Source organism: Mesorhizobium sp. WSM4823, assembly GCF_055811195.1.
In genome coordinates this window covers 16,395-42,319 of sequence record NZ_JBVVQL010000024.1, presented here as the reverse complement: position 1 = coordinate 42,319, position 25,925 = coordinate 16,395, and the positions used below count along the sequence as shown (strand labels likewise).

Sequence of the window (25,925 nt, the reverse complement as noted above, 5' to 3'; positions counted from 1 at the left end):
TCCAGCCAGCATCTTGAATCACAAATCCGACCAAACGGGAATCCATTCCGATTCAGTTAGGCCGTGAACCGCTCTAGCTCGTCGTCCGCCCGACCAGCACCGCGGCGCGGTAGGCCGGCGTGCCGTACCAAGCCATTTGGTCCAAAGCCGCCGCCGTGACCGGGAGGTCGAAGACGTCCATCGCCTGTTCGAGCCGATCGGGCTCGATCCATGGATCGTTGATGAAATAGATTCCGTCGCCGTGGCCGTGGACGAGCACCCGGTGGGGGGCAGGTATAGCCCATCATCCGCGCCTGATCGATCAGCACCAGCGCCAAGAAACCGCGATCGAGCGCTTGGCCGATCTCTTCGATGGCAAGCACGCGGGCCTCATTGGTTTTGAAAAATAACGACTTTTATGGAAGTCAGTTGGCGGAGAGAGCGGGATTCGAACCCGCGTTACGGTCTCCCGTAAACACACTTTCCAGGCGTGCGCCTTCAACCACTCGGCCACCTCTCCGTCTCAGCATTTCGCGCGGCCGGTTTCGCCGCGCGGGTTGGGAGATGCGTCTCCCTTGGGGATTCCGGCCCCGGAAACTCCGCGCCGTGGGTGCCGTCAACCAGCCGATACCCTTTCCCGCACCTGAGCCGTCAAAGCAACAGGCGCGGGGCTCATCTAGTCGATCCGACGTCGAATGCCAAGTCATAACGGCACTCTATTCGCTTTGCCGGCCCAGATGGTTTTACGATGCCGCCGGCGCGAGGCTTTGATGCGGTGCCGGCTCCGCCGCAAGAGACCGGTGGCGTCTGTCCCCGCGCGATCGGCGAACGTCGGTCGAGCTTCAAATTCGCGTGTCGCAATTGCGAACTAGGCAAGCGCGCATTATCTCTCTGTTCGAAACAGATATTGGAAGTCCGCTAAAGTTTTGGGGAGGAAGGGTCTGCATGCTTCGCTTTCTTTTCCGTCTTGCGGCAATGGTTGCGCTTTCAGTCTCCGTCATCATGGCGGTGCTCGACGTAACACGCTCGGTGGCGGCCTCCGCGCTGGTCATGACCCCGCTCAACACAAGCTGGCTGGCCGTCTCGCCGGATACACGAATCGCTTTTGAAAGCTTCGTGCGCGGCAAAGCCGGTCCGCTGTTGTGGGACGGCGTCATCGGTTGGGTGCTCAACCAGCCCGGCTTCGCAGTGTTCGCGCTGCTTGCCTTCATCTTTTACATGATCGGCTACAGGCGGCAGCGGCTGACCGGACGGTTCGCCCAGACCTGATGACTTTCCAGTGTCTCCAAACAAAGAGAAAGCCTCAAACAACGAGAAAGGGAGACCGCGCATGTTTTTTCTCAGCGACTTGCTGAACAAGAAACTCAATCTGCCGAAGCCTGCCGAGGCGCTGCCGGGTCGTGCGAAACCTATCGCGACGGCATCCGAACATTTTGTCTCGAAACGGCCGCTCAAGGGGCCCTATCCCGAGGGACTGGAGACGGCGATGTTCGGGCTGGGCTGCTTCTGGGGCGCCGAGCGCATGTTCTGGCAGGTCGAGGACGTGTGGGTCACAGCCGTCGGCTATGCCGGTGGCGTCACCCCCAACCCGACCTACCAGGAAACCTGCACCGGTCTTACCGGCCATGCCGAAGTCGTACTCGTCGTCTACGACCCCAAGATGGTGTCCTATGCGCAGCTTCTCAAGCTGTTTTGGGAAAGCCACGACCCGACGCAAGGCATGCGCCAGGGCAACGATGTCGGCACCACCTACCGCTCGGCGATCTACACGTTCGGTGATGCGCAATACCAGGCGGCGATCACCTCGCGCGATGCCTATGAGGCCTCGTTGCGTGGTGCCGGCCGCGGCAAGATCACCACCGAGATCGCGCCGGCACCTGAATTCTACTACGCCGAGGAAGACCACCAGCAATATCTGGCGAAGAATCCCTATGGCTATTGCAACCTGCAGGGCACCGGCGTCGCCTGCGCCATTCCGGCTGCCGTTTCCGCTTGAGGCCTTTGGCGAGACGATGATCCGTGGCGCCGAAATGCGGCACCACACTTTTCCAAAAGGTCAAAATTCCGCGTGAATTTTGTTTCGGGCCGTGCCAGATTGGCCCGAAGCGGGAGGAAGACACTCCTGTCTGATATCGCATGCTTGCCGGAGAACCGGGCAGGCATGCGGTGCATAACGGAAAAATAACCGACAGGGTGTGGATCACATGAAACGTATCGTTCTCGGCCTGCTGGCCGCAACTGCGATGGTTCTTCCGGCCTTCGCCGCGGATATTCAGCCCGCGCTTCTCTACGATCTCGGCGGCAAGTTCGACAAGTCGTTCAACGAAGCGTCCTATAATGGCGCCGAAAAGTTCAAGGCCGAAACCGGCATTGCCTATGTGGAATTCGAGGTCAGCAACGCGACCCAACGCGAGCAGGCGCTGCGCCGTTTCGCCGAGGATGGCCGCAATCCGATCGCCATGGCGGGTTTCTCCTGGGCGGATGCGCTGGAGAAGATCGCCGTCGAGTTTCCCGACACCAAATTCGCCATCATCGACATGGTCGTCGACAAGCCCAATGTCCGCTCTGTCGTCTACAAGGAGCAGGAAGGCTCCTACCTCGTCGGCGTGATGGCGGCTATGGCCTCGAAGTCGAAGAAGGTCGGCTTCATCGGCGGCATGGATATTCCGCTGATCCGCAGATTCGGCTGCGGCTATGTCGGCGGCGCCAAGGCAGCCGGCGCGACCGATGTCATCCAGAACATGACCGGCGACACGCCGGCAGCCTGGAACGATCCGGCCAAGGGCGGCGAGATCGCCAAGACGCAGATCGACCAGGGCGCCGACGTGATCTACGCGGCGGCAGGTGGAACCGGAGTTGGCGTGCTGCAGGCGGCGGCGGATGCCGGCAAGCTCGGCATCGGCGTCGATTCCAACCAGAACGGACTGCAGCCCGGCAAGGTGCTGACCTCCATGGTCAAGCGCGTCGACGTTGCCGTCTACAACACCTTCATGGACGCCAAGAACGACAAGTTCACCGGCGGCATCAACGATCTCGGCCTCAAGGAAGGCGGCGTCGACTACGCGATGGACGACAACAACAAGGCGCTTGTCGACGACGCGATGAAGGCGGCGGTCGAAAAGGCCAAGGCCGACATCATCGCCGGCACCGTCAAAGTGCACGACTACATGTCGGACAATGCCTGCCCGTATTGATCGACCGACGTCGCTGACATGATCGAAGCCGCCGGGTGAAACCCGGCGGTTTTGCTTATCGGTAAGCTCACCAGTGCGGCGGCTTGGTCACCGGCACATCGGGCGCTGCCTGTTCCTCCAGCGCTAGGAAGCGATCGGTCAGTGCATCGAGCTTGCGCTGCATGCGCTCGATCACCTTCCATTGCTCGGCGATCTGGCCGGATAGCTCCTCGATGGTTTTCTCCTGCTCGGCGGCGCGGATTTCCAGCGTCGTCAGCCGGTCGGCGGGCATGATCATTTGAAAATCCTTGGACTTGCAAAGTGCGACATTAGAGCGACGTGCGTCCACTTGGACGCACAAAGTACGCTCTAAGACTCTTAAATCTTCGCATCGTGCTTTCCGAAAATTGAATCCGGTTTTCCGGCCGATGCGACAGCGAATGTGAAGGCTGCGGCCACGTTCGAAATTGACAAGCGCGCGGGGATTTGTCGAGAGTGAACGCTGCTCCGGCCAATTGGCACAGACGGGGCGTCATGCTAGGCGTTTTGACCAAGCGATAAAAAAATAAGAGTGGGACAGGCTGCATGGCGCAAGCCGCAATCGAGCTGATCGGCATCAACAAGAGTTTTGGCGCCGTTCGCGCCAACCGCGACATCAATCTGGAGATCGTGCGCGGCACCATCCACGGCATCGTCGGCGAGAACGGCGCCGGCAAGTCGACGCTGATGTCGATCCTCTACGGTTTCTATCAGGCCGACAGCGGCGAGATCCGCGTCGGCGGCAAGCCGGCGTCGATCAAGTCGCCAAACGACGCCATAGCGCTCGGCATCGGCATGGTTCATCAGCATTTCATGCTGGTCGACAATTTCACAGTCCTGGAAAACGTCATTCTCGGCGCCGAAAGCGATGCGCTGCTGAAGAAGAGCATCGCCAAGGCGCGGTCGGAACTGGAACGGCTCGAGCGCGAATACGGGCTGGAGGTCGATCCCGATGCGATCATCGAGGAGTTGCCGGTCGGCCTGCAGCAGCGTGTCGAAATCCTCAAGGCGCTGTATCGCGGCGCCGAGATCCTGATCCTCGACGAGCCGACGGGCGTGCTAACGCCCGCAGAAGCCGACCATCTGTTTCGCATCCTCAAGCAGCTGAAGGAGCAGGGTAAGACGATCGTGCTGATCACCCATAAGCTGCGCGAGATCATGGCGATTACCGATACGGTGTCGGTCATGCGTCAAGGCACGATGGTGGCGACCAGGGAGACTAGGAAGACGACAGTCGAAGAACTGGCCGAGCTGATGGTCGGACGCCGCGTGCTGCTCAGGGTCGAGAAGGGCGAGGCGGAAGCCGGCGGCGTCAAACTCGCGGTGAAGAACCTGACGGTGAAGGATTCCCGCGGTGTCACCATGGTCGACGATATCTCCTTCGATGTGCGCGCCGGCGAGATCGTCGGCATAGCCGGCGTTGCCGGCAACGGGCAATCGGAAATGCTCGAGGCGATTTCCGGCATCAGGCGCGCCGTCTCGGGCTCCGTCATGCTCGACGGCAAGCCGATCGATCTCACCGGGGCCGCCGATCCCGGCGAACTGCGCGACCGTGGTCTCGCCCATGTGCCGGAGGACCGTCATCACGTCGGGCTGGTGCTGGCCTTCGAGGAGAACGAGAATTCGATCCTCGGCTATCACGACGATCCGCGCTACCTCCGGGGGCCGTTTCTCAACATCGACGCCATCCGCGACGACGCCAAGGACAAAATTACTAAATACGACATCCGCCCGGCGGACTGCCGGCTCAAGACCGCCAATTTCTCGGGCGGCAACCAGCAGAAGATCGTGCTGGCGCGGGAAATGGAACAGGATCCGGGCGTACTGATCGTCGGCCAGCCGACGCGCGGCGTTGATGTCGGCGCCATAGAATTCATCCACAAGCGGCTCATCGCTATGCGCGACCAGGGCAAGGCGGTGCTGGTGGTGTCGGTCGAGCTCGACGAGATCCGTTCGCTCTCCGACCGCATCCTGGTGATGTTTGCCGGCCGCATCGTCGGCGAGCGCGGACCGGAGGCGACCGAAGGCGAGCTTGGATTGCTGATGGCCGGCGTCGAGCACCGGGAGGCAGCGGAATGAGCACGCCTTACGCCAAGCTGCCGGCCTGGGCGGATTACGGGCTGATCCCGGTGATCAATCTCGCCGTTGCCTTCGTCGTCGCCGGCTTCGTCGTGCTTCTGGTTGGCGAAAATCCGTTCCGCGCGGCCGCCGTCCTGGTCGAGGGCGCCTTCGGCCGTGGGCAAGGCATTGCGTTCACGCTTTTCTACGCCACCACCTTCATCTTCAGCGGGCTTTCGGTGGCGGTTGCGGCGCATTGCGGCCTGTTCAACATCGGTGGCGAGGGCCAGGGCTATATCGCCGGTCTCGGCATCGGCATCGTCTGCCTGGCCTTCGACAGCGTGCTGCCATGGTGGCTCACCTTCCCGCTGGCGATCATCGCTTCCGCGGCAATGGGGGCGCTGTGGGCGCTGATCCCGGCCTATCTGCAAGCCAAGCGCGGCTCGCACATCGTCATCACCACCATCATGTTCAATTTCATCGCTGCCAGCGTCATGGTCTACGCACTGGTCGGGTTCTTGAAGCCGGCCAATTCGATGGCGCCGCAGACGCGTACCTTCCTCGATGGCGCGCAACTGCCGAAGCTCAACTGGGTCATCGAGCTGTTCGGCGCCAAGATACGCTCGGCGCCGTTCAACATCAGCTTCCTGCTGGCGCTGGCCATGGCCTTTCTGGTCTGGGTGCTGATCTGGCGCACCAGGCTCGGTTACGAGATGCGCACCTACGGCCACAGCTCGAAAGCGGCGCGCTATGCCGGCATTTCGGAGACCCGTATCATCATCATAGCCATGATGATTTCGGGCGCGCTGGCCGGCATGATGGCCCTCAACCCGACAATGGGCGACCAGCACAATGTCGCGCTCGAATTCGTTTCGGGCGCCGGTTTCGTCGGCATCGCCGTGGCGCTGATGGGGCGCCTGCACCCGGTCGGAATCGTGCTGGCGGCAATCCTGTTCGGCATGCTCTATCAGGGCGGCGCCGAGCTTGCCTTCGAGATGCCGGCGATCAGCCGCGACATGATCGTCATCATCCAGGGCCTGGTCATCCTGTTCGCCGGCGCGCTCGAGCACATGTTCCGGCCCTATGTCCAAGCGCTGTTCGCTTCGCTCAGCCCGAGATCTGTCGGCATGGAAGCGATCAAGGGGAAGGGTGCTTGAGATGGATTTGTTCAACGCCATCATCCAGGTTCTGGACTCGACCATCCGCCTGTCGGTGCCCTTGCTGCTCGCTTGCCTCGCCGGCCTCTATTCGGAGCGGGCCGGTATTTTCGACATAGGCCTCGAGGGCAAGATGCTGGTCGGCGCCTTCGCCGGTGCTGCGGCCGCATCCGTCTTTCACTCCGCCCTGATCGGCCTTAGCATGGCCATCCTCATCTCGGTCGCCTTCGCGCTGGTCCACGGCTTCGCCTCGATCACCCATCGTGGCAACCAGATTGTCTCCGGCGTGGCGATCAATTTCATCGCCGCCGGATCGACGATCATGCTCGGCCAGGCCTGGTTCAGCCAAGGTGGTCGTACGCCAGCTTTGGCCTCGGACGAGCGGTTCGGGGCGATCGTCTGGCCCGGTGCGGACGCGCTCAGGGGCGTGCCGATCCTCGGTCCGATATATTCGGAATTGATCTCCGGCCATTCCGTGCTGGTCTATGTCGCGTTCCTCGCCGTGCCGTTCACCTGGTGGGTGCTGTTTCGCACCCGCTTCGGCTTGCGGATGCGCGCGGTCGGCGAGAACCCGGCCGCGGTCGACACCGCCGGCATCTCGGTCGCCTGGCTGCGCTACCGAGCGCTGATCTGCACCGGTGTGCTCACCGGCATTGCCGGCGCCTATCTGTCGATGGTGCAGAACGGCGGCTTCGTCAAAGACATGACCGCCGGCAAGGGCTACATCGCGCTGGCCGCGCTGATCTTCGCCAAGTGGAAGCCGGTCAACGCCATGTTCGCCTGCCTGTTGTTCGGCTTCCTCGACGCGCTGTCGATCCGCCTGCAGGGCACGCCGCTGCCGGTGATCGGCAAGGTGCCGGTACAGCTCATGCAGGCGCTGCCCTATATTCTCACCGTCATCCTGCTCGCCGGCTTCATCGGCAAGGCGATCCCGCCGCGCGCCGGCGGCGTGCCCTATGTCAAGGAACGCTAGGCATGGCCGCGAAAAGTGGAAGCCGGTTTTCGGACCGGGCCATGCGAAAAGGAAAATAAATGTCGCATGATCTGTTCGAAGCGGCCAAGGCCGCCATGGCCAAGGCCTATGCGCCCTATTCGAAGTTCCCGGTCGGGGCGGCACTGCGCACCGACGACGGCCGCGTCTTTGCCGGCGCCAATATTGAGGTCGCGTCCTATCCGGAAGGCTGGTGCGCCGAAACCACTGCGCTCGGCCACTACATCATGGGCGGCGGGGGCAGGATCACGGAGATCGCGGTGATCGCCGAGCGCATGTCGAAATGCACGCCCTGTGGCGGCTGCCGGCAGCGGCTGGCCGAATTCTGCCGGCCGGAAACCAAAGTCTATCTTTGCGACAATGGCGGCGTGGTCGAGACCGTAACTATGGGCGAGATGCTGCCCTACGGCTTCCAGGGCGATATTCTGAAATGAAGGAAGCGCTAGATCGTCTCGTCGAAAGGCTGGACGGGCTGGCGCCCGCCACCGCGCTGGTGCTGGGGTCGGGCCTTGGCGGGCTCGTCGACCAGGTTGAGGACGCTGTCCGCATTTCCTATGCCGAATTGCCGGGCTTTCCCAGAGGCGGCGTCACCGGCCATGCCGGCGAGGTGGTGGCGGGACGTTTTGCCGATACACCAGTGCTGATGCTGTCCGGCCGCGCGCATTATTACGAGCATGGAAACGCGGCGGCGATGCGGCCGGCGCTGGAGGTGCTCGCCGGCCTCGGCATCTCGAACCTGGTCCTCACCAATGCCGCTGGCTCGGTCGATCCGGACATGGGGCCGGGCTCGGTGATGCTGATCACCGACCACATCAATTTCTCGGGTTCCAACCCGCTGATCGGCGAGCCGAGCGACCGTCGCTTCGTCGGCCTGACCGAAGCCTATGATGCCGGCCTTCGCGCGGCGATCGAGACGGCCGCGAAGGCTACGGCTACCGCGCTGCACAAGGGTGTCTATATGTGGTTTTCCGGGCCGTGCTTCGAGACGCCCGCCGAGATCCGCATGGCGCGCGTCATGGGGGCCAACGCCGTTGGCATGTCGACGGTGCCGGAGGTCATTCTCGCCCGCTTCCTCGGCCTGCGCGTCGCCGCCTGCTCGGTCATCACCAACCTTGCCGCAGGGATGACCGGGGCGGAGCTTTCGCACCAGGAGACCAAGGACATGGCGCCGGTCGGCGGCGCGCGGCTGGCGACCATTCTGCAGCGTGCGTTCCAGGACGGGTTGCCGGAGAGTAAGGTCCTGGCCTGATGCTTCCCCAGGAAATCATCCGCAGCAAGCGCGACGGCCACAAGCTGTCGGTGCAGGAGATCGCCAGCTTCATTGAAGGCGTGACATCAGGCACCGTCTCGGACGGGCAGGTCGGGGCCTTCGCCATGGCGGTGTTCTTCAACGGCATGAGTCGCGACGAGGCGGTGGCGCTGACGCTGGCCATGCGCGATTCCGGCGATGTGCTCGACTGGTCGGACCTGCCGGGCCCGGTCACCGACAAGCATTCGACAGGCGGCGTCGGCGACAATGTCTCGCTGATGGTGGCGCCGATTGTAGCCGCCTGCGGCGCCTATGTGCCGATGATTTCCGGCCGCGGCCTCGGCCATACCGGCGGCACGCTCGACAAGATGGATGCCATATCAGGCTTTATCAGCCAGCCGGATGTTGCGCGTTTCCGCAAGGTGGTGCTCGAAACCGGCTGCGCCATCATCGGCCAGACCGCCGATCTCGCGCCCGCCGACCGCAAGCTCTATGCGATCCGCGACGTGTCGGGAACCGTCGAATCGGTGCCGCTGATCACCGCCTCGATCCTGTCGAAGAAGCTCGCTGCCGGCCTGCAGTCGCTGGTGCTCGACGTGAAGGTTGGCAACGGCGCCTTCATGGAGAAGTCGCGCGATGCAACGACACTGGCGAACAGCCTGGTCGACGTCGCCAATGGTGCAGGCCTGAAAACCTCGGCGCTGGTCACCGGCATGAACGAGCCGCTGGCATCGGCTGCCGGCAACGCGGTCGAGGTGCAAAATGCCGTCGATTTTCTCACCGGCCGCTTCCGCGATCGACGCCTGGAGGATGTGACGCTGGCGTTGGCCGCCGAGATGCTGCAGCGGGCCGGACTGGTCTCGTCCAACCAGGATGGCATACGGCGCGCCGCCGAGACGCTTGCCGGCGGCCGCGCGGCGGCCGTCTTCGCGCGCATGGTGGCGGCGCTCGGCGGTCCGGCCGATTTCGTCGAGAATCCGGAAAAATACCTGCCGAAGGCGGCGACCGAGTTTGCGGTCAAGGCGACCGAAAACGGCTTTGTCACCGGCATCGCCACCCGCGACATCGGGCTTGCCGTCGTCGGCCTTGGCGGCGGGCGCATCCGGCCGGACGACAGGATCGACCATGCGGTCGGCATCACCCGGCTGTTGCCGGTCGGTGCGGAGGTGCGGCACGGCGAGGCGCTGGCGCTGGTCCATGCCCGCAATGTCTCCGATGCCGAGGCGGCCGCGGCCGCCGTGCTGTCGGCCTACACGATCGGCGCTTCGAAGCCGCCCGCGGAAAAAACCGTCATCCGGCGGATCCTGCCGCGCGGATGATCACTGGACGAGCAGCAGCGCGCCGTTCTCGACCTGGTATTTTTCAAGCCGCTGGAGAAAACTCAGGCCGATCAAATTGGTGCGCAGTGCTTTGTCGTCGAGCACCACCGCCTGGACGCCGTCGACCGTGATCTTGCCGATCTGCAGCCGATCGATAGTCACCACGGCAGCCTTGATCGCCCCGTTGGCGGTGTTGACCGTGTGGCGGAAGTCCGACGCGTTCAGTGAAATGCCGATCCTGCGCGCCGTCGAAGAGTTGATGGCGACCAGCGTCGCGCCAGTGTCGATCATGCCGTCGACCTGACGGCCGTTGAGCTTGAACGCCGACGTGAAATGCCCGCGGGCGTCGGCGGTGACGACGACCTTGCGGCCGAGCGGCTGCGGCGTTGCCGGCCTATCGCGAACCGCAACCAGATCCAGCTCCGTTTGCGGTTCGGCGGTGGGCCTCGCCCCGACCGCCGATTTCAACAGGTTGTCGAGTATCTGGGGATTCGACTGATAGACGATCGGGATCGACGTCGATGTTCCGGCGAGCACGCCAAGGATGAGAAGCTTGCGCAGCATGGACCGGCCTTCGTGAAGGCCCATACCTATCGCGACATGGTGTTTGCCGCTTTAACAGATGCGGAAAGCGGCCGTTTGCGTAAACGATCGGTAAACGAGCGGCACGGTCACTTCGTTCCGTACATGCGATCGCCGGCGTCGCCGAGGCCGGGCATGATATAGCCCTTCTCGTTGAGCTGGCGGTCGATGGAAGCGGTGAACACCGGGACATCGGGATGCGCCTGGGTGAAGCGCGCAAGGCCCTCTGGTGCCGCCAGCAGACAGAGGAAGCGGATGTTGGTGGCACCGCGCCCTTTCAGCTTGTCGATCGCCGCGATCGCCGAATTGGCGGTCGCCAGCATCGGGTCGACGACGATCACCAACCGGTCGGCGAGATCGCTTGGCGCCTTGAAGAAATACTCGACCGCTTCCAGCGTTTCATGGTCGCGGTAGAGGCCGATATGGGCGACACGCGCCGCCGGCACCAGGTCGAGCAGGCCTTCGAGCAAGCCGTTGCCGGCGCGCAGCACCGAGGCGAAGACCAGCTTCTTGCCCTCCAGCGTTGGCGCTTCCATCGTCTCGATCGGCGTTTCGATCGTCGTCGTCGTCAGTTCGAGGTTGCGGGTGACCTCGTAGCCGAGCAGCAGCGAAATCTCCCGCAACAACCGCCGGAAGCCGGCCGTCGAGGTTTCCTTCTTGCGCATGATGGTCAGCTTGTGCTGGACAAGCGGGTGGTCGACGACGGTGACGCCCTTCATGGTGTTCTCCTAGCTGCGCAGGTGAATGGTGAATAGTGAATAGTGAATAGGTTTGCGAGTCCTTGGTTCAGCGGAAAAACCGCGGTTGACGGACCGAGGCGCCGAGTTCACCATTCACCATTCACCATTCACCATTCACCATTCACCATTCACCTGCCCTTGACGTCGAGGCGGGCGAGAAGCGTTGTCCTGGTCTTCTTATCGACGAAGGCGGCCTCGATTGCGGTTCTGGTGACGGCGGCGAGCGCCTTGTCGTCCATCGAAAAATGCTCTGCGGCAATGTCGTATTCGCGCTTCAGCGACGTCCAGAAATAGGGCGGGTCGTCGGAGTTTAGCGTCACCTTGCAGCCCGCCGCCTGCAGTGCCGGAAAAGGGTGATCGGCGAAACTGTCGAAGACCTTCAGCGCGATGTTGGAGCCGGGACAACATTCGAGCACGACGCCTTCGTCGGCGATGCGCCTGACAAGATCGAGGTTTTCGATGGCGCGCACGCCATGGCCGATGCGGGAGGGGCGGATGTGGTCGAGTGCGGCCTTGACGCTCTCCCAGCCCATCAGTTCGCCGGCGTGGACGGTGATGCCGAGGCCGGCTTCGCGCGCGATTTCGAAGGCCCTGACATAGTCCTCCAGATCGCCCATCCGCTCGTCGCCGGCGACGCCGAAGCCGGTGACCAGCGGATGCCCGCAACGGGTCGCAAAGCGCGCCGCCTGCTCGATCGAATAGACGCCGGCGTTGCGCACGCCGGTGACGATCATGCGGCCCTCGATGCCGGTCTTGGCCTTGGCGCGCGCCATGCCTTCGCCGAGCGCGTCCGTATAGGCCTTAGGCGACAGGCCGGCCTTTCCGGCGTGATCCGGCGAGGTGAAGATCTCGGAATAGATGGCGCCGTCGCGGGCGAGGCTGGTCAGGTAATGATCGGCCAGCCTTGCATAGTCCTCTTCCGTACGGAACAGGTCGGAGGAGAAGTCATAGGCAGCGAGAAACGAGGTGAAATCGTGCCAGACGAAAGAGCCATCCTGAATGTAAGGCGAGGTGTCCTTGCCGTATTTCTGCGCCTGGCGGATGACGAGTTCGGGCGCCGCTGCCCCTTCGATATGGCAGTGCAGTTCCGCTTTCAAAGGCATGCAATCATCCCGTCAGGTCAACCCGGGTCGTGGAACCATAACGTGATTCCACACCCGCGAAGCGCGGCCGAACACCGCGCCTTAAACAATAGCGTCGGCACCATCGATCGGCTATGGTCCCGCCGGTTTTATGGCGGATCAAAAATAATGTCGGTTGAGAGAACCACGGCCGTTGGCGGCATGGAGACCTCCTATGGTTTCAAGCGTGTAGGGGCAGGCGAGAAGCAGTCCCTGGTCAATGACGTTTTCCACAAGGTCGCGAACCGCTACGATCTGATGAATGATCTGATGTCGGCCGGGCTCCACCGGCTGTGGAAGGACGCCATGGTCACATGGCTCAATCCACCGAAACGACCGGGCTGGAGCGTTCTCGACGTTGCTGGCGGCACCGGCGACATCGCCTTCCGCATCGTCGAGGCGAGCGGCAGGAATGCTCAAGCCACCGTTCTCGACATCAACGGCTCGATGCTCACCGTCGGCCGCGACCGGGCCGAGAAAAAGGGCCTGGCTGACAATACTGATTTCGTCGAAGCCAATGCCGAGGAGTTGCCTTTCGCAGACGCCACATTCGACGCCTACACGATCGCATTTGGCATTCGCAACGTGCCGCGCATCGATGTGGCGCTTGCCGAAGCCTATCGCGTGCTGAAGCCCGGCGGGCGCTTCCTCTGCCTTGAATTTTCCGAGGTCGACATGCCGCTGCTCGACAAGGCCTATGAGGCGTGGTCGTTCAATGCCATCCCCAGGATCGGCAAGGCGGTCACCGGGGACGGCGAGCCCTATTCCTATCTGGTCGAATCGATCCGCAAATTTCCCAATCAGCAGAATTTTGCGGCGATGATTTCCCGCGCCGGCTTCGACCGGGTTTCTTTTCGCAATTATTCCGGCGGCATTGCTGCGCTTCATTCGGGCTGGAAGCTTTGAGGCTGGCCGGTATTTTTCACACTCGACGTGCCCTTCGCCGGTCTAGGAAACCGGCAGGGCAAGCGCGGCCATGAGCGAGATCGCCGCTGGTTTCAGGCTCGTGCGGGCTGGCTGGGTGCTGGTCCGCGAAGGCGTCGTGGCAGCCTTGCCCGGCGACGAGCTCTCTGGCCTGCCGAAATTCGGCTGGCGCATGGCACGGCTCTTCACCCGCCGCCGCGCGCTTGCCTATGAGCGTGGCGACCGGCTGGCTAAGGCGGTCGTCCGGCTCGGCCCGTCCTATGTCAAGCTCGGCCAGTTTCTGGCGACAAGGCCCGATGTCGTCGGCAACGACATAGCGCTCGATCTCGCCATGCTGCAGGACAAGATGCAGACATTTCCGCAGGCCGAGGCAGTCGCGGCGATAGAGGCCTCGCTCGGGCGCAAGGTCGGCGTGCTCTACGCCAGCTTCGGCGAGGCCGTCGCCGCCGCGTCGATCGCTCAGGTCCATATCGCCGAAACCCTGCAGGACGGCGTCGGTTCGCGGGTGGCGGTGAAGGTCATCCGGCCGGGCGTGCGGCGCCGTTTCTTTCGCGATCTCGAAAGCTATTTCCTCGCCGCCCGCCTCCAGGAAAAATACATTCCGTCGTCGCGCCGGCTGCGGCCCGTCGAAGTAACCCAGACGCTGGCGCAGACCACCAAGATCGAAATGGATCTGAGGCTCGAGGCGGCAGCGCTTTCGGAGCTCGGCGAGAACACCAAGGATGACCCCGGCTTTCGCGTGCCGCACGTCGATTGGGAACGGACCGGGCGCGACGTGCTGACCATGGAATGGGTCGACGGCATCAAGATGAACGACATTGCCGGCCTCACTGCCGCCGGCCATGACCTGAAGGCGATCGCCGTCAATCTGGTTCAGTCATTCTTGCGCCACACGCTGCGTGACGGCTTCTTCCATGCCGACATGCATCCGGGTAACCTGTTCGTCGAGCCCGACGGCACCATCGTCGCCGTCGATCTCGGTATCGCCGGCCGACTCGGCAAGAAGGAGCGCCGTTTTCTCGCCGAAATTCTTTACGGCTTCATCACCCGTGACTATCTGCGCGTTGCCGAAGTGCATTTCGAAGCCGGCTACGTGCCGCGCCAGCACCATGTCGCGGCATTCGCCCAGGCGATCCGGGCGATCGGCGAACCGATCCACGGCCAGCCGGCCGAGACCATCTCGATGGCCAAGCTGTTGACGCTTCTGTTCGAGGTGACCGACCTCTTCGATATGGCGACGCGCTCCGAACTGGTGCTGCTGCAGAAGACCATGGTGGTGGTCGAGGGCGTCGCCCGCACCCTCGACCCAACCTTCAACATGTGGAAGACGTCCGAACCGGTGGTGGGCGGCTGGATATCGGGCAATCTCGGCCCGCGCGCCCTGCTGGCCGACGCGCGCGACGGCGCCGGCGCGCTGCTGGCGCTGGCTCGCCAGGCGCCGGACCTCGCCGCCCGCACCGAGCGGCTGTCGCGTGAAATCGACCTGATGGCGGAACACGGGCTGCGCTTCGATGAAAGAACGGCGCACGCGATCGGCAAGGCAGAGGCGCGCTACACCCGCTCCGGCCGGCTGGCGCTGTGGGTGATCGCGCTGGCGCTGGTCTATATCGCGTGGCGGATCTTCTAACGGCTTGTGCCAAAGTGATAGCATTGCTATCATTGCATTCAGAAGCATCAGCAAAGTGCAATCACGTGGCCAGCATCACCATTCGCAACCTTGATGACGAGGTCAAGGACCTGCTGCGCCGACTCGCGGCAGAGAATGACCGGTCGATGGAAGAACAGGCGCGGGTTATGATCCGGGCTGCGGTCGAAGGGCAGCTCGGTCCGGTCGGCCGCATCGACCAGATCGAGAAAACCCTCCGCGAGTTGACGAGTTCGCATAGTCCGGCAACGCCAATTGCCGCCGTGTCCAGCCAATTCCCGCGAGGCAGCCTCTCCGGCAAGCGCATCCTGCTCATCATCGGCGGCGGCATCGCCGCCTACAAAGCGCTCGATCTGATCCGCCGGCTGCGTGAGCGGGGCGCTGCCGTGCGGGTGGTGATGACGGCTGCAGCGCAGGAATTCGTGACCACGCTGTCGGTCGGAGCGCTCTCCGCTGACCACGTCTTCACCGATTTGTTCGACCGCAATGACGAGCACGATGTCGGCCACATCCGACTTTCGCGCGAGGCCGACCTTGTCGTGGTGGCGCCGGCCACCGCCGACCTGATGGCGAAGCTTGCCAACGGCCACGCCAATGACCTTGCCTCCACCGTGCTTATCGCCACCGACAAGCAGGTTTTGATGGCGCTGGCCATGAACCCGAAAATGTGGTCGCATCCGGCGACCCGGCGCAACCGGGCGACGCTCGCCAAGGACGGCATCGCATTCGTCGGCCCGGCGAAGGGCGAGATGGCCGAGAGCAACGAAGCGGGCGAAGGCCGCATGGCCGAGCCGCTGGAGATCGTCGCTGCGATCGAGGCGCTGCTCGAAGTCAGGCCGAAGCCGCTGGTCGGCAGAAGGATCATCGTCACCTCAGGGCCGACGCATGAGCCGATCGACCCGGTGCGCTACATCGCCAATCGCTCGTCCGGCAAGCAGGGCCACGCCATTGCGGCGGCGCTGGCAAGGTTGGGCGCCGATGTGCGCCTCGTGTCCGGTCCGGTCGGCATCGCCGATCCGGCTGAGGTCACCACGCTGCATGTCGAAACCGCAAACGAGATGAAGGACGCCGTCGAACAACTTCTGCCGGCGGACGCGGCGGTGTTCGTCGCGGCAGTCGCCGACTGGCGCAGCGAGACTTCGGCCGGCGAGAAGATCAAGAAGGTGGCGGGCAAGGCGCCGCCGGCGCTGCAGATGATCGAAAACCCCGATATTCTTGCCGGTGTCGGTCATCACAGGAAGCGGCCCAGCCTGGTCATCGGCTTTGCCGCCGAGACGCAGGATCTCGTCAGGAACGCCGAGGCCAAACTTGCGAAGAAGGGCGCCGATTTCATCGTCGCCAACGACGTGTCGCATGACAGCGGCACAGGGTCTTCGGGCGTGATGGGCGGCGACCGCAACAAGGTGCGGATCGTCTCGAAGGCCGGTGTCGACGAATGGCCCGAGATGAGCAAGGACGAGGTGGCGACGCGGCTCGCCGCCTTGATCGCCGAACGGCTGAAAACGATTATCGTTTAGGCTGAGGACCCTCTAATTTGGGGAATTGTATACTTGACAAGTAAGGCGGCTAGAGCCGCGAATGAAGTCGGCTGAGATAGGCAGAGGCTCGGGCCAATTGGCCTTGCATTTCAGGCGTGTCGTACAGAAACTCACCGCCACCCGGGCGGTATTGGGCGAGCGCCACAACTATCTCTTGGATATAGGCGTCATCAGGAAACGTCTCATCTAGCAGCACCTCTAGGCGGTTCGCCGCAGACAAGCTTGTGTCCGCGCCATCTACGAACTGCTTTATCAAAAGCTGCGGATCGTTGCTCAAATGTCATCTCTTCCGATTGCGTGGCTCTGGCGGCGTCTTTGCCATTCGCTTCATGAGTTCGTCCGCAGCCGATTGTTCTTCGTCCGCTTCGATCTCACGCGCCTTCTCAATGAAGGCTTTGGATTGCTCTTTATCGTCCGGCTTCATTGCTTTTTTCGGAGATCGAGCTGCGGGCTTCTTGCTACTGGTTTGCATATCTTTAGCCGATGGCTGCCAATGTTTTCGGAAAGCGGGGTTAAACCCAAGGATTTGCCGGAGCCATTTTCGTCGAATGTGTGAAACTCATCCGCTCGATAGAAGATGGCGGTAGCCAAATGGATTGCATCCGGGGTGGAAAGCGTCTTGCCTCCAAATTCCACGGGGCGAGACGCGTAATAATTGCGGAGATCATGGGCAATTGTCGAAATCTTGGAATCGACGTTGACGCGATTGACCCGCTTAAGAAGATCGGAAAACAGCGTATCGAATCCTATGGGGATTTTTGCAGAGAGCACTTCGACCAACGTGAGCACAGAAGTCATCAATTTGACTTCGCGGCGCTTGGCCCGATCAATGATCTCGCGGACGCCATCCATTTCCCCGGACTTGCGTTCTTCGTCTTTGAGCCAAGCCAAGAAAAGGCAAGTGTCCCAATAATATAGCGGACTACCTCCAGCCATCACGAAGCTCCCGAACGAAAGCTTCGCTGCTCAACATGCCAGTTGCATCCGGGGCGCGGCCCCTAAGATCTTCCCAGTCTGGAAGGTCACTGTCAGGCGGGAACGCTTCGATCTCCGTTATTCCAATTTGATGTGGGAATTTGGCGTTTGCCCTGTAACGAAGGGTTCCAAAAACCTCGACGCGCTTCCCTACTGCGGAGACAGCTTCGTCATAAAGATTCATCGGGAAATGGCAGGTGACTTTCTTGGGGCCAACGTCCGGGTAGATATGAAAGGTGTTCGCCCCCAGGTGGACATTGATTTGTTCAAGCATCCCCTCAACGGACCCGGAAAACTCTTCGTCAACGGCGAGAGCGGTGTCAATTTGCAGGCCGAGTTTTTCAGTCAGGTCGAGACTGTGACCGTTAAAGAGAAGGGTTGCAGACTTCACGCTCTTGCCGACTGGTTTGGCCAAGCTCCTAATGTCCTCAAGAAGGTCGGCGTCTATTTGCGTGAGATCACCGCCCGTTTCGAACGCTTCCGCAACCCGGTTCAAACTCTCTATGACGAGTTGCCCGACGTATGGATGCTTTGGAAGAGGCTGGGGGTCAATAACGACCCGGATGGGGCTCTTGTAGGATAGTTCGGCAATCCTAAAGTAGCTCGCAGCCTTTCCGTTATTTGCTTCACGATCAAGCCGCGCAACCGCAGCAGTCAAGCCTTGCAGTTGAGACATGAACGCGCCGAGCCTGACCTGTCCATCATCCTCAGGCAAGCCCTCGATAATTAGCGTGATACGGTCATCTACTGCCATCAAACGCACCACAATTTTGGCTTCAGATTCTACCTTACGAATGAGTCCCGGTACATAAGCCTTTTCCCGACGATGCCGGAAAGCGCCTTTGTTGCTCTGGTCGTGTCGTCGACGCCGAGCGCCATGCGATGGTTATACCGAAAATCGAACTCGGCCAAATAGCGCTTCAAATGCTGTTGGCTGACATGGTGATAGGTGCCGATTATGCCGCGCTTCAGGATGCTGAAATATCCCTCAATCGTGTTCGTATGCGCGCCGCCGCGAACGTACTCGCCAGCCCCGTGATTGACGGACTCGTGGCGGTCATACTCGCTGCCGATCTTCTTGGTAGCACCGCCCTCGTCGGTCATGACGAAGGTCGCCATCGACTTGCGCTTGAAGGATAGGGCGCAGCGTCTTTGCCGTGACCTGCGGGACGTGGTGAGAGCGAACGAAGCCGCCACGCTCTATCAAGGAGAAAACGGCCTCTTTGCCAGCGCCGCCAGTGCCAAGATGCTTGCGCTTGCTCTGATGCTTGTTCTTCTCAAGACCGCCCACAAACGTCTCATCGATTTCGACGGTTTTGCCTTCGCCGCCCATGACGAAATGGCCCTCGCGCATGGCTTCGCGCAGCCGGTGTTCCATGAACCAAGCCGTCTTGTAAGTGACCTTCAATGTTCGGTGCAATTGGTGAGCGCTGATGCCCTTTTTGCTGGACGCCATCAAATGCGCGGCCTGAAACCAGAGATGCAATTTGATATGGCTGCGCTCGAATACCGTGCCGACCGTGACAGTGAATTCGCGCTTGCAAGGTCCGCAGCGGCGCAAGCCCGCGCGACCGCCCTTAACCGGGGTAATCCGATCAAATCCGCCGCAACGCGGGCAATGCACGCCGTTCGGCCACACGATTTCCTCAAGCCGGGCTATCGCCGCGACTTCGTTGTGGAAATGAGGTTGAGACAGAACTGACATGGCTAACTCCTTGACTCTTAACATAGAGTCAGCCGCCTTACTTGTAAAGTATACAATTCCCCTAATTTGGTTAGGCGTTACGACCGCTTCGAGCCCGGACTCTCGCCTCGATGCGGCGAATGGCTGCGTCGCAGTCTGATATCAAACTGACCGTAGAACCGATGTAGCTATTCCGAACCGCAGCTCGTTGAGGCCATTGACGTATACCGACTGTATGGTATGTATTGCGTATGTCCAGGCCAACCAAACAGTCTCCCGAACGCGGCGGCGCTCGTCTCAGGCTCCTTGAGGCGGCGCGAGATACCATCCGCGCCAAAGGCTTCGCCGCCACCACCGTCGATGACCTCTGCAGAACGGCCGCCGTCACGAAAGGGGCGTTCTTCCATAATTTTGGCAGCAAGGACGCTCTGGGGATCGCGGCGGCCGATTTCTGGGCAGAGACGACCTCTGGTTTCTTTGCTGCTGCACCGTATCACGATCCGGCCGATGCTCTGGAGCGCGTCCTCGCCTATGTCGCTTTCCGCAAGGCGATCATCGTGGGTGACCTCGCCGAGTTCACCTGCCTGGTTGGCACCATGGCGCAGGAGGTCTACGCAAGCTCCCCTGACATTCGCGATGCCTGTGGCCGAAGCATCTTTGGTCACACGGCCACGCTGGAGGCGGACATCGAGACCGCGCGGCGGGACCACGGCATTACGGGCGACTGGACGGCCGAAAGCCTCGCACGCCACACGCAAGCCGTTATCCAGGGCGGTTTCGTCCTGGCTAAGGCAGGGAATAGCCCCGGCCTCGCCCGGGAAAGCCTCGATCATCTGGATCGATACATCCGGCACCTGTTTCACGTCACGGAGGAGGACGAAACATGAGCGAAACCAAGGAGATCAGTTGCGCCTGCGGGCGGACGCGCTTGGCGTTGAAGGGGAAGCCGATCGTTGTGTCCGAGTGTCTGTGCAATAGCTGCAGGGTTGCTGCGGATCGTCTTGCGACGCTCCCCGGCGCAAAAAAGGTGCTTACCTCCTACAGCGCGACGCCTTGTGCAGAATATCGCAAGGATCGGGTCCGGTTCCTGTCCGGCGCGGAGCATCTGAGTGAATTCCGGCTGTCGGCCGATGCGAGCTCGCGTCGTGTCGTCGCGACCTGCTGCAACACCCCAATCTTCCTGGAAATGAAGGGCGCGCACTGGCTGAGTCTCTATCTGCACCTCTGGCCGAACGAGGCGCGGCCGAGAGCCGAAATGCGAACGATGGCTGGCGACCTGCTCGATGCTTCCAACCTGCCGGACGACATCCCCAATCTGAAAAGCCATACGGTGTCATTCTACGCAAAGCTTCTGGGGGCGTGGGCCGCCATGGGGTTCCGGAGTCCGAAAATCGAAGTGGTGGGAAAGATCGATGCCTGACGACAAAATCGAAATCGAAAACGTCAACATCCCCGGGCGGACCGAACGGGTTGATCGCACGAAATACTTGGCAATACGCGATGCGCTTCTGACCGTTTTGCCGAGTGAGGCGCCGGGACTGACAGTCGCAGGCGCGAAAGAGGCGCTTCTGCCCCTACTTCACGACGACCTCTTTCCACAAGGCAAGACGGCAGGATGGTGGTTGAAAGCCGTCCAGCTCGACCTCGAGGCAAAAGGCATCATCAAACGGGCGCCTCACAAGCCGGTTCATCTCTATAGGCACGGGTCAATCTAAACTCTGATCTGAATCTCAGCGCCTAGCCGGTCGCTTCTTGTGGCCGGGCTGCCGGCCCTGAGATCCTCAGTGCGGCAAGACATCCCAGAATCCCGAGCGGCACGAAGGCGAGGAACAGCCAAGTGGCGACATTCGCTGCCGCCTCGCGGTTCAGGCCTTCAGAAAAACCGCTGGCGTTGGCGACGATGCCGGTCAACGCGGCGCCGACCGCATAGCCGATGCGCTGCATGGTCGGCACGGCAGCGGAGGCGATCGTCTGCTCGCCATCCCTGGCCGATGCCACGATCACGCGGGTGACGAAGGGCCAGGCAATGCCGAAGCCGCCGCCTTGCAGCAAGGCGCAGAACAGGATCAGCGGTATCGAACCCGCCGGCACGGCATAGGCGAAGCCGGCGATGCCGGTCGCGATCATCAGCGCGCCACCGGTGATGATCAGCCTCTCGCGCTCCGGCGGCGCATTGGCGACGAGGATCGACAGGATCGACCAGGCGATCGACTCGGCGGCGATGATATAGCCGGTGGTCAGGATCGGAATGCCATGCAGGCTGGTCAGAAGCAGCGGCCCATAGACGGCGAAGGAACAGGTCGCCACCGAAAATGCGGCGACCATGGTCATGCCTGCGCCGACCGGCGAGCGCCATGAGAACAGCTGCGACGGGAACAGCCGCGAGCGCGGCTTCAGCGCATCGATGCGGACGAACAGCGCAAGGCCGGTGAGGCCGATCGCAAGCAGCAGGGACGAGCGCAGCAGGGCAATGTCGACCCCGGCCATGGCGATCAGCACGACGCTGACGGCAAGGCAGCCGAGCGCGGCAAAGGGAAAGGGCGGCGCTGTCCCGGTGATCGCCTGCGGGCGGGTTGCCTCAGGCGTGTCGAGCACGATGAAGCTCGCCAACGCCATGGCCGTGCCGCCGAGCGTGAAGACGCCGAAAGCCCAGCGCCAGGAGAGCAACTCGGTCATCACCGCACCGAGCACCGGCCCGCTGAAGGCGGCGACGCCCCAGATCGCCGACATGATACCGAAAAGCTGCGGCCAGATGGCGCGTGGAAACAGCCGCTCGACCGAGACGAAGGCCAGCGACACCAGCGCGCCGCCGCCAAACCCCTCGATCAGGCGACCGGCCAGGAACAGCGGCATGGAGGGCGCAATGGCGCAGACCAGGGCGCCGGCCGCATAGAGCAGGGCGGCGACCACCATGTTGGTGCGCAGCGCGACATAGCTCACAAGGCGCCCGGCGGCAGCGCCGGCGACGATGGCACCGAGCTCGTAGATTGCCAGCGACCAGCCGACCAGCTGAACGCCGGCGAGTTCGCCGACCATGGCCGGCATCACCGTTGCCACCATGGTTTCGTTGGTGGCGTGCAGCAGGATACCGAGGCTGATGAAGCAGAAGCGCGCCAGATCGCCGTTCGCCCACAGCGCGCGCCAGTCGACCCTGTTTGTGCTGGTTTCGGTCACCCCGTCCTCCCGAATTTTCTTATACGCCAATTCAAAAAATGGTGGAGCGCTCTTCGTCTCCAAATGGGCCGCGGCGCTTCGGGACGGGTTGTAAAACCTCAACCGCAGTTGAGCTCAAGCGGTTTTTTTGCGGGTGCGCCGAGAATACTGACGAGGCGGGAAGTCGGCGTGATCGAAGATGGGCGCCGGCGGTGATCAAGGCGGCCGCGATGAACATATAGGTGTGGTGGTCCCAAAAATGATGCGGCGCGGAACAGTCCTATCCTGTTCCGCGCCGCGCAGAGCTACGCCTTGCCGCTTATTTGAAAGAGTGGATCAGCTCCAGCGAGGTTACGGCGACTGCCAGGTTGACGCCGGTCTGCGCCTGCACGTTGAGCGGCTGCAGCGAGAAGGCGCTGTTCAGTCCGCCAACCAGAAGGTTGGCGCCACCGCCGGTCACCAGGCTGGCCTCGGCGTTGACGCCATAATAGCTGCCTGCAAGATCGCCAGAATTGCGATCGCGAGTGGCCGCCAGAACAGCCCATATCAACTCGCCCTGGTGCGTCTTGCCGACGTCGACGCCGAGCTTGGAAATGATACCGGTATAGGCTTCGGGCGGACCGCCATGATGGGGGCGAAAGGTGCAGGCCACGCCTTTGTTGGAGGTGATGATGTAGCCGGTGCCGCCGTCGATGGTGCAGTCGAGCACGCCGAGCTCCAGCTTGCCCGCGCTGGCAGGGGAAGCCAGCACCGTGGCGGCAAGGGCGGCGCAGGCGAGTTTCTTGATCATAGGAGTGGTCCTTTTCGCGAATAGCCTTGAACAACGGCTGAGCATCGCGAGCGTTCCGCCGAAAACTTGGCGCGATCAAGGCGGGCGTCAATGCATAGTCATTGAAGGCTTCGAAGGCATGCCAAACGTCAGGCCTGCCATATGAGGCCGAACGCCGCCGTTGGTCAGCCGGCGCTGGTGCGCGCTAGGCCGTCCTTGGCCGGCTGGTAGGTCGGGTTGAGGCGCACCGCCTCGCGGTAGGATTTTGCCGCCTTGGCCTTGTCGCCGCGCCGCTCGTAGATCAGCGCCTGGTTGGACCAGGCCTCGGCATTCTTGCCGTCGAGCTTGATTGCCATGTTGATGTCGGCGAAGGCGTTGTCCTCGTCGTTCATGGCGAGATAGGAGAGGCCGCGCCCATTGTAGGGTTCGGCGGCGTCCGGCGCCAGCGAGATGGCAGTCGAGAAATCCTCGATAGCGAAAGCGTGCTGGCCCTGGCTCTGATAGATCAGGCCGCGATTGTGGTAGGCACGCGCATCGGTCGTGTCGAGCTGGATCGCCTTCTGGAAATCGTTGAACGCTTCCTGGGTACGGCCGGCTTTGCGGTAGAGATTGCCGCGGCCGATATAGGCGGCGTCATAGTCGGCATTGATCTGGATCGAGCGGTTGTAGTCGGCAAGCGCGGCCGCCTGGTCGCCGAGGAAGCGCTGGATGAGAGCGCGGTTCGAATAGGCCTGGTAGAAATTCGGATTGAGCTGGATGGCGGTGTTGAAGTCCTTGAGCGCCGCCTGATACTGGCCACCGCGGCCATAGGCCGAGCCGCGCACATTATAGCCTTCCGGATCCTGGGGACTGCGCTGGATAACCGCCGACAGCGAGGAGATGTTCTCGGCCGACCCCTGTGCCTTGTCGATGTTGGTGAATTCGCCGGTCGGGGCTGTCTGGCAGCCGGCGAGCGCCAGCCCGGAAAGCAAGGCTGCCGTCAGTGCAAAGCCGCGCAATGCGGTTCTGCGCTCCACGCTTATTGCATTCATGTCTGCTCTGTCCTCACTGCCCGCCGCGCCGCCAGGTCTGTTCCCCTCCGAACCGGTCCTCTGCGAACCGGCCTATCCGAATAGGGAGGAATTCAAAACAAAAAGGTGGCGGCGATTACACATCGCGCCACCTTGGATATCCTTCGAAAAGGACGAAAAATTGGCGTTAGAACCGCGGCGGACGCGGAGCACCGGCACCAGCAGCACCACCAGCCGCCACCGGGCGCGGCGTCATCGGCAGCAGGCCTTCGCGCTGGGCGCGCTTACGGGCCAGCTTGCGGGCGCGGCGAACGGCTTCCGCCTTTTCGCGGGCACGCTTCTCGGACGGCTTCTCGTAATGTCCGCGCATCTTCATTTCGCGGAAGATGCCTTCGCGCTGCATCTTTTTCTTGAGCGCGCGAAGCGCCTGGTCAACATTGTTATCGCGGACGAGTACCTGCACGGGCAATCCTGTCTTTCGTGTTTGATATCAACAGGCAAGCGGCCATAGCCGCTAGCCTCCGCGGCGATCTACACCACGAATTGTGGCGGCTGATAGCAGAATCATGCCGCTCTGTCCACTGCCGAAACGAAAAACCCGCCTCGGCGGCGGGTCGTCGGCGCAAATCAGCACCATGCCAAAACACTTAGCATAGCTGCCGTCAAAAAGCAAGAATCACGACCTCGGGCGGCGGTGTGTCGGTCTTCTCGATAGGGGTCCCTGTCGCGCGGATGAGCGATCGGTGGCATTTCTCCGTCACCGATAAATTTCTGCTGCCTCAATCCGACAAAAACGGCCCGCCTGGCTTTACCGATGAAGGAACCAACTTCGCTCCCCGGTGGTTGTTGCGGCGACGCAAGCAGAGGAGAAAACCGATGTCAGACACCCGTGAATGGCTCGTCCAGTGGCTCCGGGACGCGCATGCGATGGAGGAGCAGGCCGAAACCATGCTGAACGGACAGCTGAGCCGGCTGGAGAGCTATCCCGAGCTCAGTAAGCGCATCAGGCAGCACGTCGACGAGACGAAGGGGCAGGCAGCACGCCTCAGAACCTGCCTGGAAGGGTTAGACGAGGATACATCCACGCTGAAGGACGCCGGCGGCAAGCTGATGGCGGCGGCGCAGTCCCTGAGCGGCGTTTTCGCAGGGGACGAGGTGATGAAAGGCTCACTCGCGAGCTACACTTTCGAGCATATGGAGATCGCCTCCTACAGGATCCTCATCGCGGCCGCCGAATCTCTTGGCGAAACAGAGGTCGCCCGCGCCTGCGAACAAAACCTGCGCGAAGAGGAGGCAATGGCCGAGTGGCTGAAAAACAACCTGCCCGCGACCACTAAGCAGTTCCTGGCTCGCACGGCGTCGGACAGCGACAATGCCAAGCGGTGACGACAGCAGGCCGGCGGCCAAAGTGAAGCCGTCCTCTATCTGGCGAGCTTACAGCTATGCCTGGATCACACTCGGCTTCTTCATCATCTCGCTTGTCGGTCACTGGGTTTTCGGCTGGTTCGCCTATCTTGACGAGCAGCAAGCGCTTGGTCAGCCGCCCGAATTAGGCGGCTATCTGATCGAGATGAGTCGCGACACGCTCGAAAACTGGCAATCGGAATTCCTGCAGCTGCTCTGGCAGGTCGGTGGCCTGGCGTTCCTGCTCTTCGTCGGCTCGCCGCAATCGAAGGAAGGTACCGACCGGATGGAGGCCAAGATCGACGCGCTTCTCACGCTTGTCGATCCGAAGAAAGGCAAGGAGGCGATTCGCGCGTTGGACCTGCAGTATGACGGCCGACACACGGACGAGCCGCACGCCCACCGGAACTAAAGC

At 62.0% G+C, this 25,925-nt stretch carries 30 protein-coding genes, 1 tRNA gene and 1 pseudogene; 17 read left to right on the top strand and 15 right to left on the bottom strand.

Features of this window, described 5'->3' with window-relative positions; genetic code table 11:
- Nucleotides 1–73: 73 nt before the first annotated feature.
- Both AC0L26_RS30745 and AC0L26_RS30740 read right to left on the bottom strand, forming a co-directional pair.
- Nucleotides 74–259, bottom strand: coding sequence for a peptidase C39 family protein (locus tag AC0L26_RS30745; protein WP_473635927.1), 186 nt, complete (start codon nucleotides 257–259; stop codon nucleotides 74–76).
- A gap of 150 nt (nucleotides 260–409) precedes the next feature.
- Nucleotides 410–499 (bottom strand) — tRNA-Ser (locus AC0L26_RS30740).
- A gap of 425 nt (nucleotides 500–924) precedes the next feature.
- Here AC0L26_RS30740 and AC0L26_RS30735 point away from each other — a divergent pair.
- The 3 genes from AC0L26_RS30735 (at nucleotide 925) to AC0L26_RS30725 (ending at nucleotide 3,173) form a co-directional block, all read left to right on the top strand.
- Nucleotides 925–1,248, top strand: a complete 324-nt coding sequence (locus AC0L26_RS30735) for a hypothetical protein (protein ID WP_473635926.1) — start codon at nucleotides 925–927, stop codon at nucleotides 1,246–1,248.
- Between the two features lie 61 nt (nucleotides 1,249–1,309).
- Nucleotides 1,310–1,975, top strand: a complete 666-nt coding sequence (gene msrA / locus AC0L26_RS30730) for a peptide-methionine (S)-S-oxide reductase MsrA (RefSeq protein ID WP_473635925.1) — start codon at nucleotides 1,310–1,312, stop codon at nucleotides 1,973–1,975.
- A gap of 208 nt (nucleotides 1,976–2,183) precedes the next feature.
- Nucleotides 2,184–3,173 (top strand): BMP family lipoprotein, encoded by a 990-nt coding sequence (locus tag AC0L26_RS30725; protein WP_352935217.1) that lies wholly within the window; start codon nucleotides 2,184–2,186, stop codon nucleotides 3,171–3,173.
- 67 nt (nucleotides 3,174–3,240) lie between these two features.
- Here the strand turns inward: AC0L26_RS30725 and AC0L26_RS30720 are convergent, their stop codons facing one another.
- A complete protein-coding gene (locus tag AC0L26_RS30720) occupies nucleotides 3,241–3,447 on the bottom strand; it encodes a SlyX family protein (RefSeq protein ID WP_123151274.1) in 207 nt (68 codons plus the stop codon).
- A gap of 290 nt (nucleotides 3,448–3,737) precedes the next feature.
- Between AC0L26_RS30720 and AC0L26_RS30715 the strand changes: the two genes are divergently transcribed.
- Genes AC0L26_RS30715 through deoA form a run of 6 tightly spaced genes read left to right on the top strand, consistent with a single transcriptional unit; the run spans nucleotide 3,738 to nucleotide 9,965 of the window.
- A complete protein-coding gene (locus AC0L26_RS30715) occupies nucleotides 3,738–5,270 on the top strand; it encodes an ABC transporter ATP-binding protein (protein WP_473635924.1) in 1,533 nt (510 codons plus the stop codon).
- A complete protein-coding gene (locus AC0L26_RS30710) occupies nucleotides 5,267–6,406 on the top strand; it encodes an ABC transporter permease (RefSeq protein ID WP_352935212.1) in 1,140 nt (379 codons plus the stop codon). Before AC0L26_RS30715 ends, AC0L26_RS30710 begins: the two co-directional genes overlap by 4 nt.
- A gap of 1 nt (nucleotide 6,407) precedes the next feature.
- Nucleotides 6,408–7,379 carry an ABC transporter permease gene (locus AC0L26_RS30705; RefSeq protein ID WP_473635923.1) on the top strand — a complete coding sequence of 324 codons (972 nt, stop codon included), beginning with the start codon at nucleotides 6,408–6,410 and terminating at the stop codon, nucleotides 7,377–7,379.
- 59 nt (nucleotides 7,380–7,438) lie between these two features.
- Nucleotides 7,439–7,831: a cytidine deaminase gene (gene cdd, locus AC0L26_RS30700; protein ID WP_473635922.1), complete on the top strand. Its 393-nt coding sequence runs from the start codon at nucleotides 7,439–7,441 to the stop codon at nucleotides 7,829–7,831.
- Nucleotides 7,828–8,646, top strand: coding sequence for a purine-nucleoside phosphorylase (locus AC0L26_RS30695; RefSeq protein ID WP_473635921.1), 819 nt, complete (start codon nucleotides 7,828–7,830; stop codon nucleotides 8,644–8,646). The genes cdd and AC0L26_RS30695 overlap by 4 nt, the downstream gene beginning before the upstream one ends.
- A complete protein-coding gene (gene deoA / locus AC0L26_RS30690; RefSeq protein ID WP_473635920.1) occupies nucleotides 8,646–9,965 on the top strand; it encodes a thymidine phosphorylase in 1,320 nt (439 codons plus the stop codon). Before AC0L26_RS30695 ends, deoA begins: the two co-directional genes overlap by 1 nt.
- Here deoA and AC0L26_RS30685 read toward each other — a convergent pair whose 3' ends face one another.
- From AC0L26_RS30685 to AC0L26_RS30675, 3 genes are all read right to left on the bottom strand, one after another.
- Nucleotides 9,966–10,529, bottom strand: coding sequence for a TIGR02281 family clan AA aspartic protease (locus tag AC0L26_RS30685; RefSeq protein WP_473635919.1), 564 nt, complete (start codon nucleotides 10,527–10,529; stop codon nucleotides 9,966–9,968).
- A gap of 107 nt (nucleotides 10,530–10,636) precedes the next feature.
- Nucleotides 10,637–11,266: a uracil phosphoribosyltransferase gene (gene upp / locus AC0L26_RS30680; protein WP_473635918.1), complete on the bottom strand. Its 630-nt coding sequence runs from the start codon at nucleotides 11,264–11,266 to the stop codon at nucleotides 10,637–10,639.
- Nucleotides 11,267–11,415: 149 nt separating this feature from the next.
- A complete protein-coding gene (locus AC0L26_RS30675; protein WP_473635917.1) occupies nucleotides 11,416–12,390 on the bottom strand; it encodes an adenosine deaminase in 975 nt (324 codons plus the stop codon).
- A gap of 147 nt (nucleotides 12,391–12,537) precedes the next feature.
- On the opposite strand from AC0L26_RS30675, the gene ubiE reads away from it, so the two are divergent.
- From ubiE to coaBC, 3 genes are all read left to right on the top strand, one after another.
- Entirely contained in the window at nucleotides 12,538–13,314 is a 777-nt protein-coding gene (gene ubiE / locus AC0L26_RS30670; RefSeq protein WP_473635916.1) for a bifunctional demethylmenaquinone methyltransferase/2-methoxy-6-polyprenyl-1,4-benzoquinol methylase UbiE, read from the top strand.
- Between the two features lie 70 nt (nucleotides 13,315–13,384).
- Nucleotides 13,385–14,959 (top strand): 2-polyprenylphenol 6-hydroxylase, encoded by a 1,575-nt coding sequence (gene ubiB, locus AC0L26_RS30665; RefSeq protein ID WP_473635915.1) that lies wholly within the window; start codon nucleotides 13,385–13,387, stop codon nucleotides 14,957–14,959.
- A 65-nt stretch (nucleotides 14,960–15,024) separates the two neighbouring features.
- Nucleotides 15,025–16,494: a bifunctional phosphopantothenoylcysteine decarboxylase/phosphopantothenate--cysteine ligase CoaBC gene (gene coaBC, locus AC0L26_RS30660; RefSeq protein WP_473635914.1), complete on the top strand. Its 1,470-nt coding sequence runs from the start codon at nucleotides 15,025–15,027 to the stop codon at nucleotides 16,492–16,494.
- 49 nt (nucleotides 16,495–16,543) lie between these two features.
- Here the strand turns inward: coaBC and AC0L26_RS30655 are convergent, their stop codons facing one another.
- The 5 genes and pseudogenes from AC0L26_RS30655 to AC0L26_RS30635 all read right to left on the bottom strand — a co-directional run bounded on the left by AC0L26_RS30655 (nucleotide 16,544) and on the right by AC0L26_RS30635 (nucleotide 19,195).
- On the bottom strand, nucleotides 16,544–16,792 hold the full coding sequence (locus tag AC0L26_RS30655; protein ID WP_473635913.1) for a hypothetical protein: 249 nt from the start codon (nucleotides 16,790–16,792) through the stop codon (nucleotides 16,544–16,546).
- Nucleotides 16,793–16,795: 3 nt separating this feature from the next.
- Nucleotides 16,796–16,939 carry a hypothetical protein gene (locus tag AC0L26_RS30650; RefSeq protein WP_473635912.1) on the bottom strand — a complete coding sequence of 48 codons (144 nt, stop codon included), beginning with the start codon at nucleotides 16,937–16,939 and terminating at the stop codon, nucleotides 16,796–16,798.
- Complete coding sequence (locus AC0L26_RS30645; RefSeq protein ID WP_473635911.1) at nucleotides 16,936–17,451, bottom strand: type II toxin-antitoxin system VapC family toxin; 516 nt, start codon at nucleotides 17,449–17,451, stop codon at nucleotides 16,936–16,938. Before AC0L26_RS30645 ends, AC0L26_RS30650 begins: the two co-directional genes overlap by 4 nt.
- On the bottom strand, nucleotides 17,438–18,244 hold the full coding sequence (locus AC0L26_RS30640; protein ID WP_473635910.1) for a hypothetical protein: 807 nt from the start codon (nucleotides 18,242–18,244) through the stop codon (nucleotides 17,438–17,440). The genes AC0L26_RS30645 and AC0L26_RS30640 overlap by 14 nt, the downstream gene beginning before the upstream one ends.
- 29 nt (nucleotides 18,245–18,273) lie before the next feature.
- Nucleotides 18,274–19,195: pseudogene (locus tag AC0L26_RS30635) on the bottom strand (IS1595 family transposase).
- Between the two features lie 230 nt (nucleotides 19,196–19,425).
- Between AC0L26_RS30635 and AC0L26_RS30630 the strand changes: the two are divergent.
- The 3 genes from AC0L26_RS30630 to AC0L26_RS30620 are packed head-to-tail and all read left to right on the top strand — an operon-like array spanning nucleotide 19,426 to nucleotide 20,889.
- On the top strand, nucleotides 19,426–20,061 hold the full coding sequence (locus tag AC0L26_RS30630; protein WP_473635909.1) for a TetR/AcrR family transcriptional regulator: 636 nt from the start codon (nucleotides 19,426–19,428) through the stop codon (nucleotides 20,059–20,061).
- The gene (locus AC0L26_RS30625) at nucleotides 20,058–20,594 is read left to right on the top strand and encodes a GFA family protein (protein ID WP_473635908.1); all 537 of its coding nucleotides are present in this window, start codon (nucleotides 20,058–20,060) and stop codon (nucleotides 20,592–20,594) included. The genes AC0L26_RS30630 and AC0L26_RS30625 overlap by 4 nt, the downstream gene beginning before the upstream one ends.
- Nucleotides 20,587–20,889: a DUF6958 family protein gene (locus tag AC0L26_RS30620; protein ID WP_473635907.1), complete on the top strand. Its 303-nt coding sequence runs from the start codon at nucleotides 20,587–20,589 to the stop codon at nucleotides 20,887–20,889. Before AC0L26_RS30625 ends, AC0L26_RS30620 begins: the two co-directional genes overlap by 8 nt.
- Before the next feature lie 22 nt (nucleotides 20,890–20,911).
- On the opposite strand, the gene AC0L26_RS30615 is transcribed toward AC0L26_RS30620, so the two are convergent.
- From AC0L26_RS30615 to rpsU, 4 genes are all read right to left on the bottom strand, one after another.
- Complete coding sequence (locus AC0L26_RS30615) at nucleotides 20,912–22,348, bottom strand: MFS transporter (protein WP_473635906.1); 1,437 nt, start codon at nucleotides 22,346–22,348, stop codon at nucleotides 20,912–20,914.
- Between the two features lie 298 nt (nucleotides 22,349–22,646).
- On the bottom strand, nucleotides 22,647–23,117 hold the full coding sequence (locus AC0L26_RS30610; RefSeq protein WP_473635905.1) for a DUF992 domain-containing protein: 471 nt from the start codon (nucleotides 23,115–23,117) through the stop codon (nucleotides 22,647–22,649).
- A gap of 164 nt (nucleotides 23,118–23,281) precedes the next feature.
- Nucleotides 23,282–24,127 (bottom strand): tetratricopeptide repeat protein, encoded by an 846-nt coding sequence (locus AC0L26_RS30605; RefSeq protein ID WP_352935182.1) that lies wholly within the window; start codon nucleotides 24,125–24,127, stop codon nucleotides 23,282–23,284.
- 166 nt (nucleotides 24,128–24,293) lie between these two features.
- Nucleotides 24,294–24,569, bottom strand: a complete 276-nt coding sequence (gene rpsU / locus AC0L26_RS30600; protein WP_095488505.1) for a 30S ribosomal protein S21 — start codon at nucleotides 24,567–24,569, stop codon at nucleotides 24,294–24,296.
- Between the two features lie 413 nt (nucleotides 24,570–24,982).
- On the opposite strand from rpsU, the gene AC0L26_RS30595 reads away from it, so the two are divergent.
- Nucleotides 24,983–25,492, top strand: a complete 510-nt coding sequence (locus tag AC0L26_RS30595; protein ID WP_473635904.1) for a ferritin-like domain-containing protein — start codon at nucleotides 24,983–24,985, stop codon at nucleotides 25,490–25,492.
- Nucleotides 25,479–25,922 (top strand): DUF6766 family protein, encoded by a 444-nt coding sequence (locus tag AC0L26_RS30590; protein WP_352935178.1) that lies wholly within the window; start codon nucleotides 25,479–25,481, stop codon nucleotides 25,920–25,922. The genes AC0L26_RS30595 and AC0L26_RS30590 overlap by 14 nt, the downstream gene beginning before the upstream one ends.
- Nucleotides 25,923–25,925: the final 3 nt, after the last annotated feature.

What these genes read in the sequence shown, in the direction of transcription:
- AC0L26_RS30695 (WP_473635921.1), top strand. Translation starts at nt 7,828, where the DNA reads ATGAAGGAAGCGCTAGATCGTCTCGTCGAAAGGCTGGACGGGCTGGCG.
- AC0L26_RS30645 (WP_473635911.1), bottom strand. Translation starts at nt 17,451, where the DNA reads ATGGCTGGAGGTAGTCCGCTATATTATTGGGACACTTGCCTTTTCTTG.
- AC0L26_RS30640 (WP_473635910.1), bottom strand. Translation starts at nt 18,244, where the DNA reads ATGGCAGTAGATGACCGTATCACGCTAATTATCGAGGGCTTGCCTGAG.
- AC0L26_RS30590 (WP_352935178.1), top strand. Translation starts at nt 25,479, where the DNA reads ATGCCAAGCGGTGACGACAGCAGGCCGGCGGCCAAAGTGAAGCCGTCC.
- deoA (WP_473635920.1), top strand. Translation starts at nt 8,646, where the DNA reads ATGCTTCCCCAGGAAATCATCCGCAGCAAGCGCGACGGCCACAAGCTG.
- AC0L26_RS30620 (WP_473635907.1), top strand. Translation starts at nt 20,587, where the DNA reads ATGCCTGACGACAAAATCGAAATCGAAAACGTCAACATCCCCGGGCGG.
- AC0L26_RS30715 (WP_473635924.1), top strand. Translation starts at nt 3,738, where the DNA reads ATGGCGCAAGCCGCAATCGAGCTGATCGGCATCAACAAGAGTTTTGGC.
- AC0L26_RS30605 (WP_352935182.1), bottom strand. Translation starts at nt 24,127, where the DNA reads ATGAATGCAATAAGCGTGGAGCGCAGAACCGCATTGCGCGGCTTTGCA.
- AC0L26_RS30625 (WP_473635908.1), top strand. Translation starts at nt 20,058, where the DNA reads ATGAGCGAAACCAAGGAGATCAGTTGCGCCTGCGGGCGGACGCGCTTG.
- AC0L26_RS30725 (WP_352935217.1), top strand. Translation starts at nt 2,184, where the DNA reads ATGAAACGTATCGTTCTCGGCCTGCTGGCCGCAACTGCGATGGTTCTT.
- AC0L26_RS30735 (WP_473635926.1), top strand. Translation starts at nt 925, where the DNA reads ATGCTTCGCTTTCTTTTCCGTCTTGCGGCAATGGTTGCGCTTTCAGTC.
- AC0L26_RS30685 (WP_473635919.1), bottom strand. Translation starts at nt 10,529, where the DNA reads ATGCTGCGCAAGCTTCTCATCCTTGGCGTGCTCGCCGGAACATCGACG.
- cdd (WP_473635922.1), top strand. Translation starts at nt 7,439, where the DNA reads ATGTCGCATGATCTGTTCGAAGCGGCCAAGGCCGCCATGGCCAAGGCC.
- AC0L26_RS30650 (WP_473635912.1), bottom strand. Translation starts at nt 16,939, where the DNA reads ATGAAGCCGGACGATAAAGAGCAATCCAAAGCCTTCATTGAGAAGGCG.
- AC0L26_RS30610 (WP_473635905.1), bottom strand. Translation starts at nt 23,117, where the DNA reads ATGATCAAGAAACTCGCCTGCGCCGCCCTTGCCGCCACGGTGCTGGCT.
- AC0L26_RS30595 (WP_473635904.1), top strand. Translation starts at nt 24,983, where the DNA reads ATGTCAGACACCCGTGAATGGCTCGTCCAGTGGCTCCGGGACGCGCAT.
- AC0L26_RS30705 (WP_473635923.1), top strand. Translation starts at nt 6,408, where the DNA reads ATGGATTTGTTCAACGCCATCATCCAGGTTCTGGACTCGACCATCCGC.
- msrA (WP_473635925.1), top strand. Translation starts at nt 1,310, where the DNA reads ATGTTTTTTCTCAGCGACTTGCTGAACAAGAAACTCAATCTGCCGAAG.
- ubiE (WP_473635916.1), top strand. Translation starts at nt 12,538, where the DNA reads ATGTCGGTTGAGAGAACCACGGCCGTTGGCGGCATGGAGACCTCCTAT.
- upp (WP_473635918.1), bottom strand. Translation starts at nt 11,266, where the DNA reads ATGAAGGGCGTCACCGTCGTCGACCACCCGCTTGTCCAGCACAAGCTG.
- AC0L26_RS30675 (WP_473635917.1), bottom strand. Translation starts at nt 12,390, where the DNA reads ATGCCTTTGAAAGCGGAACTGCACTGCCATATCGAAGGGGCAGCGGCG.
- AC0L26_RS30710 (WP_352935212.1), top strand. Translation starts at nt 5,267, where the DNA reads ATGAGCACGCCTTACGCCAAGCTGCCGGCCTGGGCGGATTACGGGCTG.
- ubiB (WP_473635915.1), top strand. Translation starts at nt 13,385, where the DNA reads ATGAGCGAGATCGCCGCTGGTTTCAGGCTCGTGCGGGCTGGCTGGGTG.
- AC0L26_RS30630 (WP_473635909.1), top strand. Translation starts at nt 19,426, where the DNA reads ATGTCCAGGCCAACCAAACAGTCTCCCGAACGCGGCGGCGCTCGTCTC.